Origin of the sequence: Pseudomonas sp. (assembly GCF_051660785.1) — a bacterium.
Lineage (GTDB): Bacteria > Pseudomonadota > Gammaproteobacteria > Pseudomonadales > Pseudomonadaceae > Aquipseudomonas.
Genome location: NZ_JBOFQE010000059.1, coordinates 156657 through 170250 on the forward strand (window position 1 = coordinate 156657; position 13594 = coordinate 170250).

Genomic DNA, 13594 nt, shown 5'->3' on the forward strand with positions numbered 1-13594 from the left:
CCAGAAGGCTTGTCACTTAGTGGTGCGGCGGGCGGTCAGCGTTTCGATGAGCTGACGAGCGGAGTTCGGCGCAGGATCGGTTGCCGAATCACGTCAATCCGCTAGTCTGATTTTGTCGACCAAATTTATCTGGCTGATACCGTCGTAGTAGACGGTAGGCCAGAAAGGATTGCCATGCGACTTTCAGATTTCATCCTTAAAAACCTGGAGCCTATTCTGCAAGCGTGGGAAGAATTCGCCAGGTCTGTTGATACCCCGATGCCGGAAATGGATTCCCGTGGCCTGAGAAACCATGCCGAATATATTTTGAAGACCGTAGCACTTGATATGCGCACATCTCAAAGCGCTCAGCAGCAGATTGAGAAGTCAAAAGGGCTAGGGCCTGTAGGCTACGACGAATCGGCGGCTCAGAGCCACGCGCTGACACGCCTGATGGCGGGTTTCACTTTAGACCAGATGGTCTCCGAATACCGCGCCCTCAGGTCGAGCGTGCTAAGACTTTGGCTGACAGACGGATACGCCGGAGAAGATCATCAAGTTGAAGATATGATCCGATTCAATGAGGCGATAGATCAAGCGCTAATCGAGTCGATTGCGACCTATGGAAAGGCGGTGGAGACCACCCGAAAAACAGTCTTGGGAGTGTTGGGCCACGACCTTCGCACACCATTGGGCGCCGTGACATTAGGCACCGATTTGCTACGACAGACTGAAGAACTTGGCACCCGAGGAAAAAAGATAATCGCGCAGATTTCTACGAGTGCTCAAACTGCCAACCATATGGTGAACGATCTGCTTGACCTGGCTCGTTGTAATCTGGGCAATGGCATCCCTGTGCACCCCGAAGATACTGATCTGACTTCCGTTTGCAAATCAGTCGTTGATGAGCTCTCTACCGCCCATCCTAAAGCGCAAATCATATTTGACGATGAGGACTCGGTATTTGGCAAATACGACCCATCACGCATGGCACAGGTATTTTCGAATCTTATTGGCAATGCAGTGAGACATGGCAACGCAAAGCATCCTATCTATGCCACTTTGAAAAGAGATAGCACCACCGCCTGCTTTTGTGTGCAGAATTCTGGAGATCCTATTCCTCCCAGTGCACTACCCTCTCTATTCAATCCAGAAGGAAGGTATTCCAAATACTCCAAAGGTGAACCTGGGGCATCATCGGGTCTAGGCCTGGGATTATTTATAGCCTCTCAGATTGTAGAGGGCCATGGTGGAACGATAGAGGTCGAGTCGACGCTGGAGAAGGGCACAATATTCCGTGTGAATTTACCCGATTGCGATTAGCGCAGCGTCGATTGAAACTGGTCGCCTGGCCCCCGAGGTCCGGGTGGCGATCACCCCTCCACGCGTGTGAACGATGCTGCCGACCTTGCCTAAAAGCAGGTTGGACCGAAAATATTAAGGATCTGGACGCGGTGGCCTATGTGCAGGCGATCTCGTCCTGTTTTTGCCCAGTGAACTGCGCATAGCTTTAAGGAGTCGGAAGAAGTAAGGGGCATAAATGCGAGTCATATCCATGGACACGCGACAAGGTCTCCAATAGGGCATAAGGTTCTTTACTGGCGGTCATGCCAAACTTCAAACCCGTGCTCAATCGCACCTAGCGGCTTCGCTTCCCCTCCCGCCTGGAGTTCGCCTTTTCAATCAGGAATACAGGCATGCGACTGTCAGATTTCATTACAGAAAACCTTGAACCAATTCTTCAGGCTTGGGAGGATTTCGCGCGAACGATTGACACACCAGGTGCACCGCTGGACACCAAGGCTCTTCGGGATCATGCCGAACAAATGCTTCATGCCATTGTGCTCGATCTACGTACAAAACAATCAGCGGACGAGCAGATTGCCAAGGCTCAGGGTAATGCGCCGGCTACTGATGAGGAAACACCTGCAGAAACACACGCAGTTACGCGACTGATGGCGGGTTTCACCATTGACCAAATGGTGTCGGAATATCGGGCCCTCAGGACGAGTGTACTCAGTCAATGGTTGAAAAAAGTAAAGGCAGGCACCCCACTGGACGTGGACGTTGACGATATGACCCGATTCCACGAAGCCATTGACCAAGCCCTGGCAGAATCCATCGCGAGCTACTCGCGCGCTGTTGAGGCATCACGCAACGTCTTTCTCGGCATCCTGGGACATGATTTGCGCACTCCCTTGGGCGCCATTTTGCTCGGCGCTGACGTGTTAAGACGCTCGGAAGGACTCGGCGTAAGGGCGACGAAAATATCTGCTCAAATTTACACAAGTGTTAAGCGCGCCAGTCAAATTGTCGGTGATCTGCTGGATCTCACACGGTGTCAAATGGGCCCGGGAATTCCTGTCAAAAAAAAGGCTTTGGATCTGTTGCCCCTGTGCGAGCGAATCGTGGATGAGCTCCGCGCCTTTCACACCAACACAGATATTCTTTTCGAGAAGAAAGCTTCTGCTGATGGGGAATTTGATGGTGCGCGAATGGAGCAGGTCTTCTCCAATATTATTAGCAACGCGGTGCAGCACGGAGACAATCGACATCCTATAGAGGTGACGCTAAACGTTTCGAAGGACAGCGTTATTTTCTCAGTTCATAACAGCGGCAAGCCAATTCCTGACGACGTGTTGCCTTTCATTTTTAATCCAATGGGTCGATTTTCTCAGCACTCGATAGTCGACCATGGACCTAGCGAAGGATTAGGCCTGGGACTATTTATTGCTTCAGAGATCGTTGCATCGCACGGCGGCGTCATCGAGGTATTTTCTAGCCAGGAACACGGCACTACCTTCCTTGTCAGAGTCCCTAAGCGTCATTTCGTTGGTTGACCGCGAGTGCTTTCCTCACCCTGGGACATGTTGAAATAAACATTGGTGAACTCGGGCATCCCAGGAAGCTCCTCGTTGATCTCGACCGCTGTCACAACTGATTACAGGTACGTACTGACGACTCGTAGCGACACCTTCGGCTGTCTGCATATCGACGAATGACCCCAGCGATCTGTACTCCCTTTACGTCAGTTCGATGGAACATTGTTTACAGCCTGTCCTCTATCGCAACACCTGCGAACTGAGGACTTCCCCATGATCGATTCCTTAACCGGCATGAAGCCTGGCGAGCGTTACGTAGTAGAAAGCCTAGAACGTACACGAAGTTTTCCAGGCTTCTTTCTCGACGGAAAATATTACTTGGGCCCCGAATTAATGACCGCCGTCGGGTGGCTGGAAGGTCAGCAATTTTTGTACGACGAACTTGATCCTATAGGCGAACCGGTGTTCCCGGATCGAGTCGCCGGCACCATCCATGACCTGACATTAACCCTGATCGATGGGGCACGGTTGAAACTCAACAAAGTGCGATACAACGCTCCAGCAGATGTACCCTCATCAGAGGTTAGAGGCCGTTCTGAGGTGTACCGCAGAGCCACCACAAGCGCTCTCCACAACAAACTGGTGGTCATCACCGGGGCATCAAGCGGTATAGGCCGCGCAGCAGCTCATGCATTCGCAAGTGAGGGAGCCCGCCTGGTACTGGGGGCGCGTGACGAAGCCGCACTCGCTGAAGTAGTCGAGGAATGTGTCGCACGCGGTGGGACGGCTTTGGCAGTTCGTACGGATGTTACACACAGCGGACAGATGCGCGCACTGGCAGACCAAGCTGCCGCATTTGGCGACGGACGCATCGACATCTGGATCAACAATGCAGGCGTCGGAGCGGTCGGTAGCTTCGAGGAAACGCCCCTTGAAGCCCATGAACAAGTGCTGCAAACGGATCTGCTCGGTTACCTGCGAGGCGCCTATGTGGCATGGCCATACTTCAAGGCACAAAAATGCGGCACATTGATTAACACCTTGTCACTGGGGAGCTGGGTCGCACAGCCCTATGCAGCAGCTTATTCAGCCAGCAAATATGGTTTACGCGGTTTGAGTGAAGCTTTGCGCGGGGAGCTGATCGGCTTCCCCGATATCCATGTGTGCGACATCTATCCGGCAGTCATGGACACACCGGGATTTCGCGATGCAGGAAATTTCACCGGTCATGCGCTCAAGCCACCGCCGCCCCTTTATGATCCGCATCTCGTCGCCCATGCGATGGTTGCCTGTGCGTTACGTCCAAGGCCCAGCACCACTGTGGGAAGTGCGGCGACGATGGCCCGTCTGGCGCATTTCCTGGTACCGGGGTTCTCGTTCCTGTCAGGATGGTTGACTCGCTTGGGTATAGAACACGGCCCACAGTCTGAATCGTCATCAGGAAATCTGTTTGCTCCGCCAGTGGGTGATCGGCGTATTGAAGGTGGCTGGCGTGCAGCCAAGCACAGACCATCTTTGCTAGTTACGGTAGGCGCGACGTTGTTGCTTGGCGGATGCCTTTACGCACTAAATCGTCATGGACGGCGAGATCATTCTCGCTAGCAGATTTCATAAAAAAGGCCCTCGAAGGGCCCTTTTTTACGTTGGAGCGTTTTGTCCTCAGGACGTAGCCCGCGCATCTCTTGAATAGATATCGGCGCCCACCAACTGAAAGCAAACTGGTGACAACGCAATTGATAAAGTCCCTCAAGGAACAACGTCGTCTTATTGCATCATGATGACGATGTCGTCCTTATCTGCGCAGGGCTCAAGCACGCTGGGTGAGAGGTGGCTGAAGGCCAAGATTGTCTTTTTCATGACAATTTGCTCCACCTGCCTCAACTCAAATGGAGCCGTTATCTGACTTCAAATAGGTCTTTGCCCATTCGCGGTAATTGTCCGAGAGGGTGTATTTCGAAAGCAGCTCAGGAAGCGAAAGCTCGCACCCCTCCGTGCCGCTTTGATTACCTTCACCTCAAACCACTTTTCAGCAGCCACCTCGCGGCCGTGGATATCCCTTTGGAAATTCACCTGACCCGTCCAGCAGCGCCACTGAGTACATCTGCCGAAGAATTCTGGGCCAGGGTGGGCAGCGACTGATAACGCATCCAATAAAAAAGGCCCCGAAGGGCCCTTTGGTACTCAAACCGAGATCACTTGGCGAGCCAAGACTCTACCGTGTCGGCGCCATATTTAGTTTTCCACTCCTTAAGAGTCTTGTGGTTGCCACCCTTCGTCTCAATGACTTCTCCAGATTTTGGATTTTTGTAGACCTTCACTTGGCGAGGCTTGCGCTTGCTCGATTGCGGCTTGACAGTTGAAGCATGGCTACCGGCCTTAGGATCAAGTAGGTTAACGATGTCTTTTAAGCTGAAGCCGTACTTCGCCAACAAGGCACGGAGCTTTGTTTCGAATTCGATTTCGGCCTTCAAGCCAGCGTCACCTTTGAGGGCTTCGAGTGCTTGAAGCTGTTCTGCCAGGTGTTTTTCGAGCTGGCGGAACTCTGCGAGTTTGGACATAAGAAATCTCCCCGTGATTGTTATTCGAACGTTACACCAAAAACTCTGATTTGCATGAAATAAGAGCGTTGACTCTGCTTATAAGTTCGTATCCGTTGCACGATTCGCACTCGAGAAAACGTCCATTCATTAGCATTTAGCGACGGGAGAAGGTTCGTAATATCGCAACGGAACATGGGTTGCAATGGCGCCGAACCTGAATCTGATCTGCGGAACGAAATTGCCTCTTGAGATGTCGTTTGTACTAGACACCTTTGTGTCGAAATCACATTCAGATAAAGGGTAGTTTTTATGAACAATATCATCTACATCGTTGGGGCAGTGGTGATCGTCCTGGTTATCCTATCGTTTGTTGGCCTTGTATAGCCTGCAAGCCGCAATCCACTCTGGTGACGATGGTAGTGGTTCCGTACGAGCTAAACCACGGAACCCGGAGGCATTTCCGTTATGTATCCAACGACTCCTGACGGTCGCTACTTTGTAGTCAAAGGAAAGTTGTGGCGTTGTACCAACCCATCGTTGAGTGAGGAGGCGCGGCAGCCGCTGGTTGACGTGCTCATGACCGCGCGACGCGAGGTCAAGGCAGCAAAAACGTCTGGCAATATCGCACAGCTGAAGTTTGCCAGGGCGCGCGTCCAGACAGCGAAGGAGGCTCTCGGGGAGCGCGGGCCGGTTTGGTGGGACGATGGCAGCCCTGACTTTAATAGAAACCAGGTCGCCAATACGCCCTACGCTGACTGGTACTCTTCTTTGAGCGCTGATATCGCCAGACCTTCAGAGTCGAACTGAAATTGATAGTAAACCAGCAGTGCGGCTGTGCCCTCAGACATCCCGCATGTAACGAGTGACGCTATCGTCGAGAAAATGCCGAGAGCTGATTGCTCTACACCATAAAATTATGATCCGGCCATAATTATTACTGAGCAATAATTTCGAATAATCCAGTCAGGGGTCTCGGGCGGAGCCTATAGACGATACGGCTTACCGACAGTACACAGTCCAGAGCTGATCAACCCGCGTAGTGAAGCTCTGACTCATCATCTCCCTCCGCATACCCCAATCAGGGTTAGTCGGCACACTCGCAAGTCGCATCGTCCCCCTGCCCCATCTGCCATTAATGGCGTCTATAACGCCCATCACTTTCTCGGTCGCTTCCGGTTGAGAGATTGAAAAGAGATCTTCGGTGTACTCGCCCTTATGGCAAAGGTTAATCAGAAGCACCTCTGCTTTGCTGTATTTAAAGCCTGGTCGGAAAACCCTGTCTACCGCGTTCACCGCAGCTTTTGTCATCAGCCGAACGTCGTCGGTTGGATAGGGCAATTCCACCAAAACACCATTGGCGTACTTCGCTTCCTCGGGATTGAACATGCCCGTGCGAATGCTGACCCTGATCTTCTTGCATAGGGACTGCTGAGCCCGAAGCTTCTCCACGGCTCGCATCATGTATGTTGCGACCGCCTCCTTAATCGGCGCTATCTCTGTGAGACGCTTGCCGAACATCCGACTGCAGCAGATCTCTTGCCTGGGAGGATCAGGCTCATCCAGTTCAAGGCAGGGCGTGCCCGCCAACTCACGGGCTGTCTTCTCGATCACTACACTGAATTTCTTGCGAAGCATCCAGGCATCCGCCTTGGAAAGATCCCAAGCCGACTTGATACCCATGCCCTCCAGATGCAAGGTCATCTTACGTCCCACGCCCCAGACATCCGAGACCGAGCATTTTTTCAGAACCCAGTCGCGCTTGGTTTGGTCACGAAGATCAACTACGCCGCCACTCTGCGCTTGCCATTTTTTGGCCGCATGATTAGCGAGTTTGCTGAGGGTTTTAGTGCCAGCGATACCCACGCCGACAGGGATGCCAGTGCTGCGATATACCTGCGCACGGATACGACGACCGAGCGCCTCGAGATCACCCGGTACGCCTGCTAGATCTGCGAAGGCTTCATCAATGCTGTAGACCTCTACGGCAGGCACTAGTGACTCGATCACGCTCATCACGCGTTCGCTCATGTCGCCGTATAACGCATAGTTCGACGAGAAAGCGACGATGCCGTGCTGCTTGAGTTTGTGCTTGATTTGGAAGTACGGTTCTCCCATTTTCACGAAGGGTTTTGCGTCGTAGCTACGAGCGATGACGCAGCCATCGTTGTTCGACAGCACCACGATGGGGCTCTTGGCCAACTCAGGTCGGAATACTCGCTCACAGCTTGCGTAGAAGCTGTTGCAATCGATCAGTGCGAAAACGGGTTCAGGCTTTTGGATCATGGGCACGCACACTAAACGTCACAACGCCCCAAATGATCAGCTCGTCGCCTTCGAGGATGTAACGCGGCGGGTAACCTGTGTTTTCAGACATCAGGATGATGTTGGGACCTCGTTTGCAGAGACGCTTGCATACTGGCTCAGAGTTCACTGCAGCAATGACGATATGTCCGTGCTCAGCAGTCATCGAACGATCAACTACCGCCATGTCGCCATCGAAAATACCTGCGCCTTCCATGCTGCTGCCCTCTATCCGTACCAAGTAGATATGCGGCGCCCGAATGTCCAGGATCTCGTCGATGGAGATGTGCTGCTCGAGATGATCGGCTGCTGGAGACGGAAAACCCGCTGGGACCCTGAACGAGTAAAAGGGAAGCTGAACGCCCCCTGCTGCCAAGGGACCGAGGATAGTGAAGCTCATGAGAAATACCTTAAACCATAACTGTACATCTATACAGTTAACGTCGAAGACTGCTTACGGTCAATCGCGGGCACTGACAATTGCGACCGGTGGGTTTTCCGAGTGCACGTTTGAAGGATGGCCAAGAAGTCATGAGGGCGCGTCCGCGCTCAGTTGCTTGGGTTGCGTGCAGCGCCGACCAACCCATCCAGCCAATCCTGGTGACCGTTAATCATCGGGTTCGGCTTGGCCTTGGCCAACTCTTCAGCCGTTTTACCCTTCTGGGTTTCTTGCGTGAGGATGCGCACACGACCGCCCGCCAAGTCCTCAATCAGCCAGGCATGATGAACGTCCAGTCGGGTTTCGCCCTCACCTGCCCAACCGTGCCAGGCAATCCGACCTGGCTGGCCATCGGCGGGTGGAACGTGCTCAGTGCATTGCGCTTCAACCGGGAAGCGCTATTCCAGGTGTCAGCAAAACAGTGGCTTGGCATGAGCGCACGCACCACGATCCCGGTCAGCAGTGGTTACGATCACTGCTAATCAAAACCTGCAAAACGTTCAACTGACGACATTGACCACTCCTGACTTCGGTGTCGTCTACAGCACGCGAAGTGGGGGCGGAGCAGCCCTTGACGAGTGTCTACTTCGTTTCCCCCCAACGTCCGTTCACATTCCCCCTGCTGCGCCCCTGCACCCTCACACCTGATCCATCGCCTCGACCAGTCCCTGATCCTCACCCAGGAACCCTCCGCTTTGGTGCTGCCACAGTCGCGCGTAGACGCCGTTCTTTCCAAGCAATTCGGTGTGAGTGCCCTGTTCGATAATGCGTCCGTCATCCATGACGATTAGCCGGTCCATGGCCGCAATCGTGGACAGCCGATGGGCTATCGCGATCACGGTCTTGCCCTGCATCATTTCATCAAGGCTTTCCTGAATGGCGACTTCGACTTCCGAGTCGAGCGCGCTGGTGGCCTCGTCAAGCAGCAGGATCGGGGCGTTCTTGAGCATCACACGGGCAATCGCGACGCGTTGGCGCTGGCCACCCGACAGCTTGATGCCGCGCTCACCCACAAGTGTGTCGTAGCCGGTATGGCCTTGCCGGTCGCTCAGTTGGCTGATGAACTCATGGGCCTGGGCATTGGCCGCGGCGCTGCGGATTTGCGCGTCGGTCGCATCGGGACGGCCGTAAGCGATGTTGTCGCGGATGGAACGGTGCAGCAGCGAGGTATCCTGCGTGACCATGCCGATGGAGCCGCGCAGGCTGTCTTGCGTCACGTGTGCGATGTTTTGGCCGTCGATGCGAATCTCCCCGCTGTCGACGTCATAAAAGCGCAGCAGCAAATTGATCAGCGTGGATTTGCCGGCGCCAGAGCGGCCAACCAAGCCAATTTTTTCGCCCGCGCGGATATTCAGGCTCAGGCCATCGAGCACCTGGCGTTCGCCATTGTAGTTGAAGCTCACCTTATCGAAGGTCACCGCGCCGCCGGAGGTCACCAGCGCGCCTGCGTCCGGCGCATCCTGCACTTTGGGGCCGCGGGTAAAGGTTGCCATGCCATCCTGCACGGTGCCGATGCTCTCGAACAGCGAGGTCATTTGCCACATGATCCAGTGCGACATGCCATTGATCCGCAGTGCCATGGCGGTGATTGCCGCCACGGCACCTGCGCCGACCTGGCCCTGGTGCCATAGCCACAGGGCATAACCACCGGCTGCCATGATCAACGCCACCACCAAGGCCTGGTTGACGATCTCGAACTGGCTGACCAGGCGCATCTGGCGGAAACCGGTTTGCTTGAAATCCTCCATCGCAGCACGGGCGAAGTGTGCTTCACGATTGGAGTGGGAGAACAGCTTCACCGTGGTGATGTTGGTATAGGCGTCCGAGATACGCCCGGTCATCATCGACCGCGCATTGGCCTGTTCCTGCCCGACTTTCCCCAGGCGGGGTACGAAGTACAGCATGGCCACACCGAACAACAGGACCCAGGCAACGAAAGGCAGCATCAGTTTCAGCGCGAAGCCGCCGGCCAGTGCAATGATCGCGATGAAATACACCCCGATCCCGGGTGCGATCTCGACCAGGGTGAACAGCACGTCGCGCACCGCGAGCGCAGTCTGCATCACCTTGGTGGTGACCCGGCCGGAAAACTCATCGGAAAAAAACGAAAGGCTTTGTCGCAGCATCAGGCGATGGAAGTCCCAGCGCAACCGCAACGGCAAGTTAATCGCCAATATCTGGTGCTGCACCATGGTGCGCAACGCCACCAGCCCGACACTGGCCACCATGACGATGCCCATGCCCCACAACACGCGACTTTCCTGTTCTGCCGCTTCACCGCCTGCCTGCCAGGTCGAGAGCAGGTCCACGACCTGCCCGAGGAAGGAAAACAGCCACGCCTCGTAAATCGACACACCGGCACTGAGCAGCGCAAGCGCAAGGATGTAACCGCGGGCGCCCCGGGTACAGGCCCACAGGAAGCGAGCCAGGCCGTCGGGTGGCGGTGGCACCTCGTCAGGAGGAAAGGGGTCGAGTCTTCGTTCAAACGCACGAAGCATGGTGGTCTCCAAAACGATCAAGTTGAGGGGGATTCTGCCATTGATCGGTTGCCTTGAGGGTTTTGCGAAGTTGAGGTGTGGCGTTGAATGGCAGGAGCCCCCTTGAACGGTTACAACGCAACGCATCGGAACGACTAAGCTTTTTCGAATGAACCGCGTCTTTCAAGGGAGACTCCAGTGAGCAGCGCCCCGCTGTCAGAACTTGATGCCGCGCTACCCGGTCTGGCTCGCAAGATCCGCGTACTGGATGCCCTGTCCTGGCCGGATGGCGTCGAAGAAGTATTCCTGGCGAATTGGCGCGCAGGGAAAGCAGCATTGCCTGAAGTCGAGCAGCGCCCACGCGAGCACAGCGCCGACATCGCCGCTCTGGAAGCTTTTATCGGGCGTTGCGATCAGGGTCATCCAGCCGGGAACTACCTCGCCATGACAGCGCGCAGTTATGCCACGGCTGGACGCATGCTCGGCGCGATTGGCACGCCCGCCTTCACTCAATATTCATCCGCGTTGTACCGGCGCCCGGATTTCTACTATCCGAACCAGAACCTCAGCATGCTGGACGCGGCCCGTTTTTTTCTTACGACCACCGATGCCCTGCTGGGTGGAGCCCGGATTCCACCGACTCAGGCCGATATCCCGGCCGAGGCCTTCGCCGCCTGGATGCAGCCGGAACTGGACCGTTTCTTCGGCGAGGGCCGGGTCACGGTGGTGCTCGATCCGACCCTTGCTGCCAAGGCGATCGCCGGGGCAAGCCGCATTCGTCTGCGCAGCGGCGCACTGTTCTCTGAACTGGACAAGAATCAGTTGTTGCAGCATGAGGCTTTCGTGCATGTCGCTACCGCACAAAATGGCGCGCTCCAGCCCAACCTCAAAAGTCTGGGTTTGGGAGCGCCTCGCACGACTCAGACCCAGGAAGGCATCGCCACCCTCGCAGAACTGTTCACGGGCAGTATGGACATCAGCCGCTTGCGCCGCCTGGCACTGCGCGTGCTTGCGGTCCAGCAAGCGTTGGACGGCGCCGATTTCATCCAGGTATTCGAGGGGTTTCTTGCCGCCGGCCAGTCGCAAGAGGAGTCTTTCCGCTCAACCCAACGGGTGTTCCGTGGCGCCGATCTACGGGGTGGTTCAGCGTTTACCAAGGATGCCGCCTACCTGACGGGTTTGCTCGGTGTCCATACCCTGTTGCGCATCGCGATCCGCGACAATCGCCCCGAATTGGTGGGGCATTTGTTTGCCGGACGCCTCAGTCTGGCCGACACCGTACGCCTGGCGCCTCTATTCGAGTCCGGCTGGCTCCAGGGCCCCACCCATCTACCGGCCTGGGCCTGCGACCTGCGTCTACTCGCCGCCAACCTGGCCTTCTCCGCTTTTATCGCCCAGATAAAACTGGATGTGCTCGATCTGGAGGTGCTCATGGCCTTTGCAGATGAACATGAAAACGATGCCAGTGCCATGTGATCACGGTACCGAAACATTCGCCCTGTTTCAGGAGGAAAAAATCATGCGAAGGATTATCGCAACGGGAGCGCTCTTGCTGGCCTTGGGCGGGTGCGCAACATCACCTATTCGGGTGTCTGAAGCGCGGCCGGTGCCGGCCAGTGAGATGTACGCGATCAAAAGCCAGGGAACGAAAGATCCGGGACGCCTGACCATTCTCCGTGATGACGGGTTTGTCGCTTCGGGATGTGACGCCGTGTTCTACATTGATGGTCAGCGCGCAGCCAAGATAGGTCCCGGTCAGAAGGCATCGTTCGTTTTGCCTGCCGGTGAAGTGAATCTCGGCACCGGGCTCGCCGAGTCTGGATTATGCGCGGGTGTCGCGATCAAAACGGTCGCGGCCAACGTCAAGCCAGGGAAAGAAGTGATTTATCGAATCAACTGGGATACGCAAGGTTTCTACTTGGGGCCGTACGTTGAATATGGCCGTTGAATCAAAGGGACTGACTTGTTCGCGTATTTGCGCCAGTCCCTTTTCTAAAATAAACCCGTCACCTTTTCCGATCCTGTTTATTTCAGTTCCGTTCTTATTTCGGTTCCGGGTACGAAATATTTACTGGGATCATCGACCTTCTTCAGGTCAACCAAGGCTCGGCAAACGCAATGTGAGAATTGTTTCTGCAACGTTTCGGGGTCTTTCCATGCCATTTGCGATGTTTGCAAATGTTGTCCCTCGGGCGATTTGTAGCAGACACAATTGTCTAGTCGGGTGACGCCATCATCATTGGTGCTCTGACAAGCAGTGGTAAGCATAGAGATCGCGACGAGCAGTACGAAACGTTTCATTGGCTCCCCTCCGAGGCTGTTGCAAAGGGCTGACGCTCAAGATCGGGCAGGATGTTGCACCGGCGAGGTGACGACTGAAGGCGGCTATACGCCCTGGCCGCGAAGCCCGATCTGCTCAATCAACCCGACAGTAAAAGGAAGCTTAGCTGTCATTTTGCGCCGCTCCATTCACAGATTTCACCCCACTCGGCGGTTTTGCAGAGCGTGGCAGCTTTGGCGTACACAACTGCCCGGTTTGATCTAGCCTTGAATGAGATCACGCGGGAGAAAACACCATGCCCCTCGCTCTCAGAAATCTACCCGCCTTAACGTTGGGCGCCCTCTTTTGCATAGCCGCGTGGGGTCAGGGGGAAGCAGATACCCACCAGCCCCCGGCAATACTCCCATTGGAATCCGAGACGGGGCCAAAACTCATTGCCTACCCTCCGCTCGCCGCGCCGCTGGCCCGCGGAGTGGTCATCATCCAGTATCGAACTGAGCACGCCCGGATCATGCCGGTATTTGGCAAAACGGCTGTTGAAGTGTCACCTCGTCTCGGTCACCTTCACGTGACCGTCGACGACTGGAAAGGCACATGGGCGCACACCAGTGAAGACCCGATTATTTTGGTCGGGCTGACGCCAGGCACTCACAAGGTGCTGCTTGAAGTGGCCGACCCGAGTCACAAAATCCTGACCAGTACGGTAGTGAATTTTGTAGTGCCGGAGAAACCGTGATTCAAAGAGGACTGGCTTG

General features: G+C 55.2%; 14 protein-coding genes and 1 pseudogene. 9 read left to right on the top strand and 6 right to left on the bottom strand.

Features of this window, described 5'->3' with window-relative positions; genetic code table 11:
- Positions 1 to 174 precede the first annotated feature (174 nt).
- The 4 genes and pseudogenes from ACRC4F_RS16380 to ACRC4F_RS16395 all read left to right on the top strand — a co-directional run.
- The gene (locus tag ACRC4F_RS16380; protein WP_438660277.1) at positions 175 to 1302 is read left to right on the top strand and encodes an ATP-binding protein; all 1128 of its coding nucleotides are present in this window, start codon (positions 175 to 177) and stop codon (positions 1300 to 1302) included.
- 374 nt (positions 1303 to 1676) lie between these two features.
- Entirely contained in the window at positions 1677 to 2819 is a 1143-nt protein-coding gene (locus ACRC4F_RS16385; RefSeq protein ID WP_438660278.1) for an ATP-binding protein, read from the top strand.
- A gap of 255 nt (positions 2820 to 3074) precedes the next feature.
- On the top strand, positions 3075 to 4403 hold the full coding sequence (locus tag ACRC4F_RS16390; protein ID WP_438660279.1) for an SDR family oxidoreductase: 1329 nt from the start codon (positions 3075 to 3077) through the stop codon (positions 4401 to 4403).
- A 399-nt stretch (positions 4404 to 4802) separates the two neighbouring features.
- Positions 4803 to 4940, top strand: a pseudogene (locus tag ACRC4F_RS16395) (LysR family transcriptional regulator); the annotation flags it as partial.
- 53 nt (positions 4941 to 4993) lie between these two features.
- On the opposite strand, the gene ACRC4F_RS16400 reads toward ACRC4F_RS16395, so the two are convergent.
- A complete protein-coding gene (locus ACRC4F_RS16400; protein ID WP_438660280.1) occupies positions 4994 to 5359 on the bottom strand; it encodes a histone-like nucleoid-structuring protein, MvaT/MvaU family in 366 nt (121 codons plus the stop codon).
- A gap of 447 nt (positions 5360 to 5806) precedes the next feature.
- Between ACRC4F_RS16400 and ACRC4F_RS16405 the strand changes: the two genes are divergently transcribed.
- Entirely contained in the window at positions 5807 to 6148 is a 342-nt protein-coding gene (locus tag ACRC4F_RS16405) for a hypothetical protein (protein ID WP_438660281.1), read from the top strand.
- A 192-nt stretch (positions 6149 to 6340) separates the two neighbouring features.
- Here the strand turns inward: ACRC4F_RS16405 and ACRC4F_RS16410 are convergent, their stop codons facing one another.
- From ACRC4F_RS16410 to ACRC4F_RS16420, 3 genes are all read right to left on the bottom strand, one after another.
- Positions 6341 to 7621 (bottom strand): Y-family DNA polymerase, encoded by a 1281-nt coding sequence (locus ACRC4F_RS16410; protein WP_438660407.1) that lies wholly within the window; start codon positions 7619 to 7621, stop codon positions 6341 to 6343.
- The gene (locus ACRC4F_RS16415) at positions 7608 to 8042 is read right to left on the bottom strand and encodes a LexA family protein (RefSeq protein WP_438660282.1); all 435 of its coding nucleotides are present in this window, start codon (positions 8040 to 8042) and stop codon (positions 7608 to 7610) included. Before ACRC4F_RS16415 ends, ACRC4F_RS16410 begins: the two co-directional genes overlap by 14 nt.
- 149 nt (positions 8043 to 8191) lie before the next feature.
- A complete protein-coding gene (locus ACRC4F_RS16420; protein ID WP_438660283.1) occupies positions 8192 to 8329 on the bottom strand; it encodes a hypothetical protein in 138 nt (45 codons plus the stop codon).
- 33 nt (positions 8330 to 8362) lie between these two features.
- Between ACRC4F_RS16420 and ACRC4F_RS16425 the strand changes: the two genes are divergently transcribed.
- On the top strand, positions 8363 to 8563 hold the full coding sequence (locus tag ACRC4F_RS16425) for a hypothetical protein (RefSeq protein ID WP_438660284.1): 201 nt from the start codon (positions 8363 to 8365) through the stop codon (positions 8561 to 8563).
- Between the two features lie 156 nt (positions 8564 to 8719).
- Here the strand turns inward: ACRC4F_RS16425 and ACRC4F_RS16430 are convergent, their stop codons facing one another.
- Entirely contained in the window at positions 8720 to 10579 is a 1860-nt protein-coding gene (locus tag ACRC4F_RS16430; protein ID WP_438660285.1) for an ABC transporter ATP-binding protein, read from the bottom strand.
- 177 nt (positions 10580 to 10756) lie between these two features.
- On the opposite strand from ACRC4F_RS16430, the gene ACRC4F_RS16435 reads away from it, so the two are divergent.
- Positions 10757 to 12034, top strand: coding sequence for a flavohemoglobin expression-modulating QEGLA motif protein (locus ACRC4F_RS16435; RefSeq protein ID WP_438660286.1), 1278 nt, complete (start codon positions 10757 to 10759; stop codon positions 12032 to 12034).
- Between the two features lie 43 nt (positions 12035 to 12077).
- On the top strand, positions 12078 to 12506 hold the full coding sequence (locus ACRC4F_RS16440; protein WP_438660408.1) for a hypothetical protein: 429 nt from the start codon (positions 12078 to 12080) through the stop codon (positions 12504 to 12506).
- A 77-nt stretch (positions 12507 to 12583) separates the two neighbouring features.
- Here ACRC4F_RS16440 and ACRC4F_RS16445 read toward each other — a convergent pair whose 3' ends face one another.
- Entirely contained in the window at positions 12584 to 12859 is a 276-nt protein-coding gene (locus ACRC4F_RS16445; protein ID WP_438660287.1) for a hypothetical protein, read from the bottom strand.
- 275 nt (positions 12860 to 13134) lie between these two features.
- Here ACRC4F_RS16445 and ACRC4F_RS16450 point away from each other — a divergent pair, with 275 nt between their 5' ends.
- Positions 13135 to 13575: a DUF6130 family protein gene (locus ACRC4F_RS16450; protein WP_438660288.1), complete on the top strand. Its 441-nt coding sequence runs from the start codon at positions 13135 to 13137 to the stop codon at positions 13573 to 13575.
- Positions 13576 to 13594: the final 19 nt, after the last annotated feature.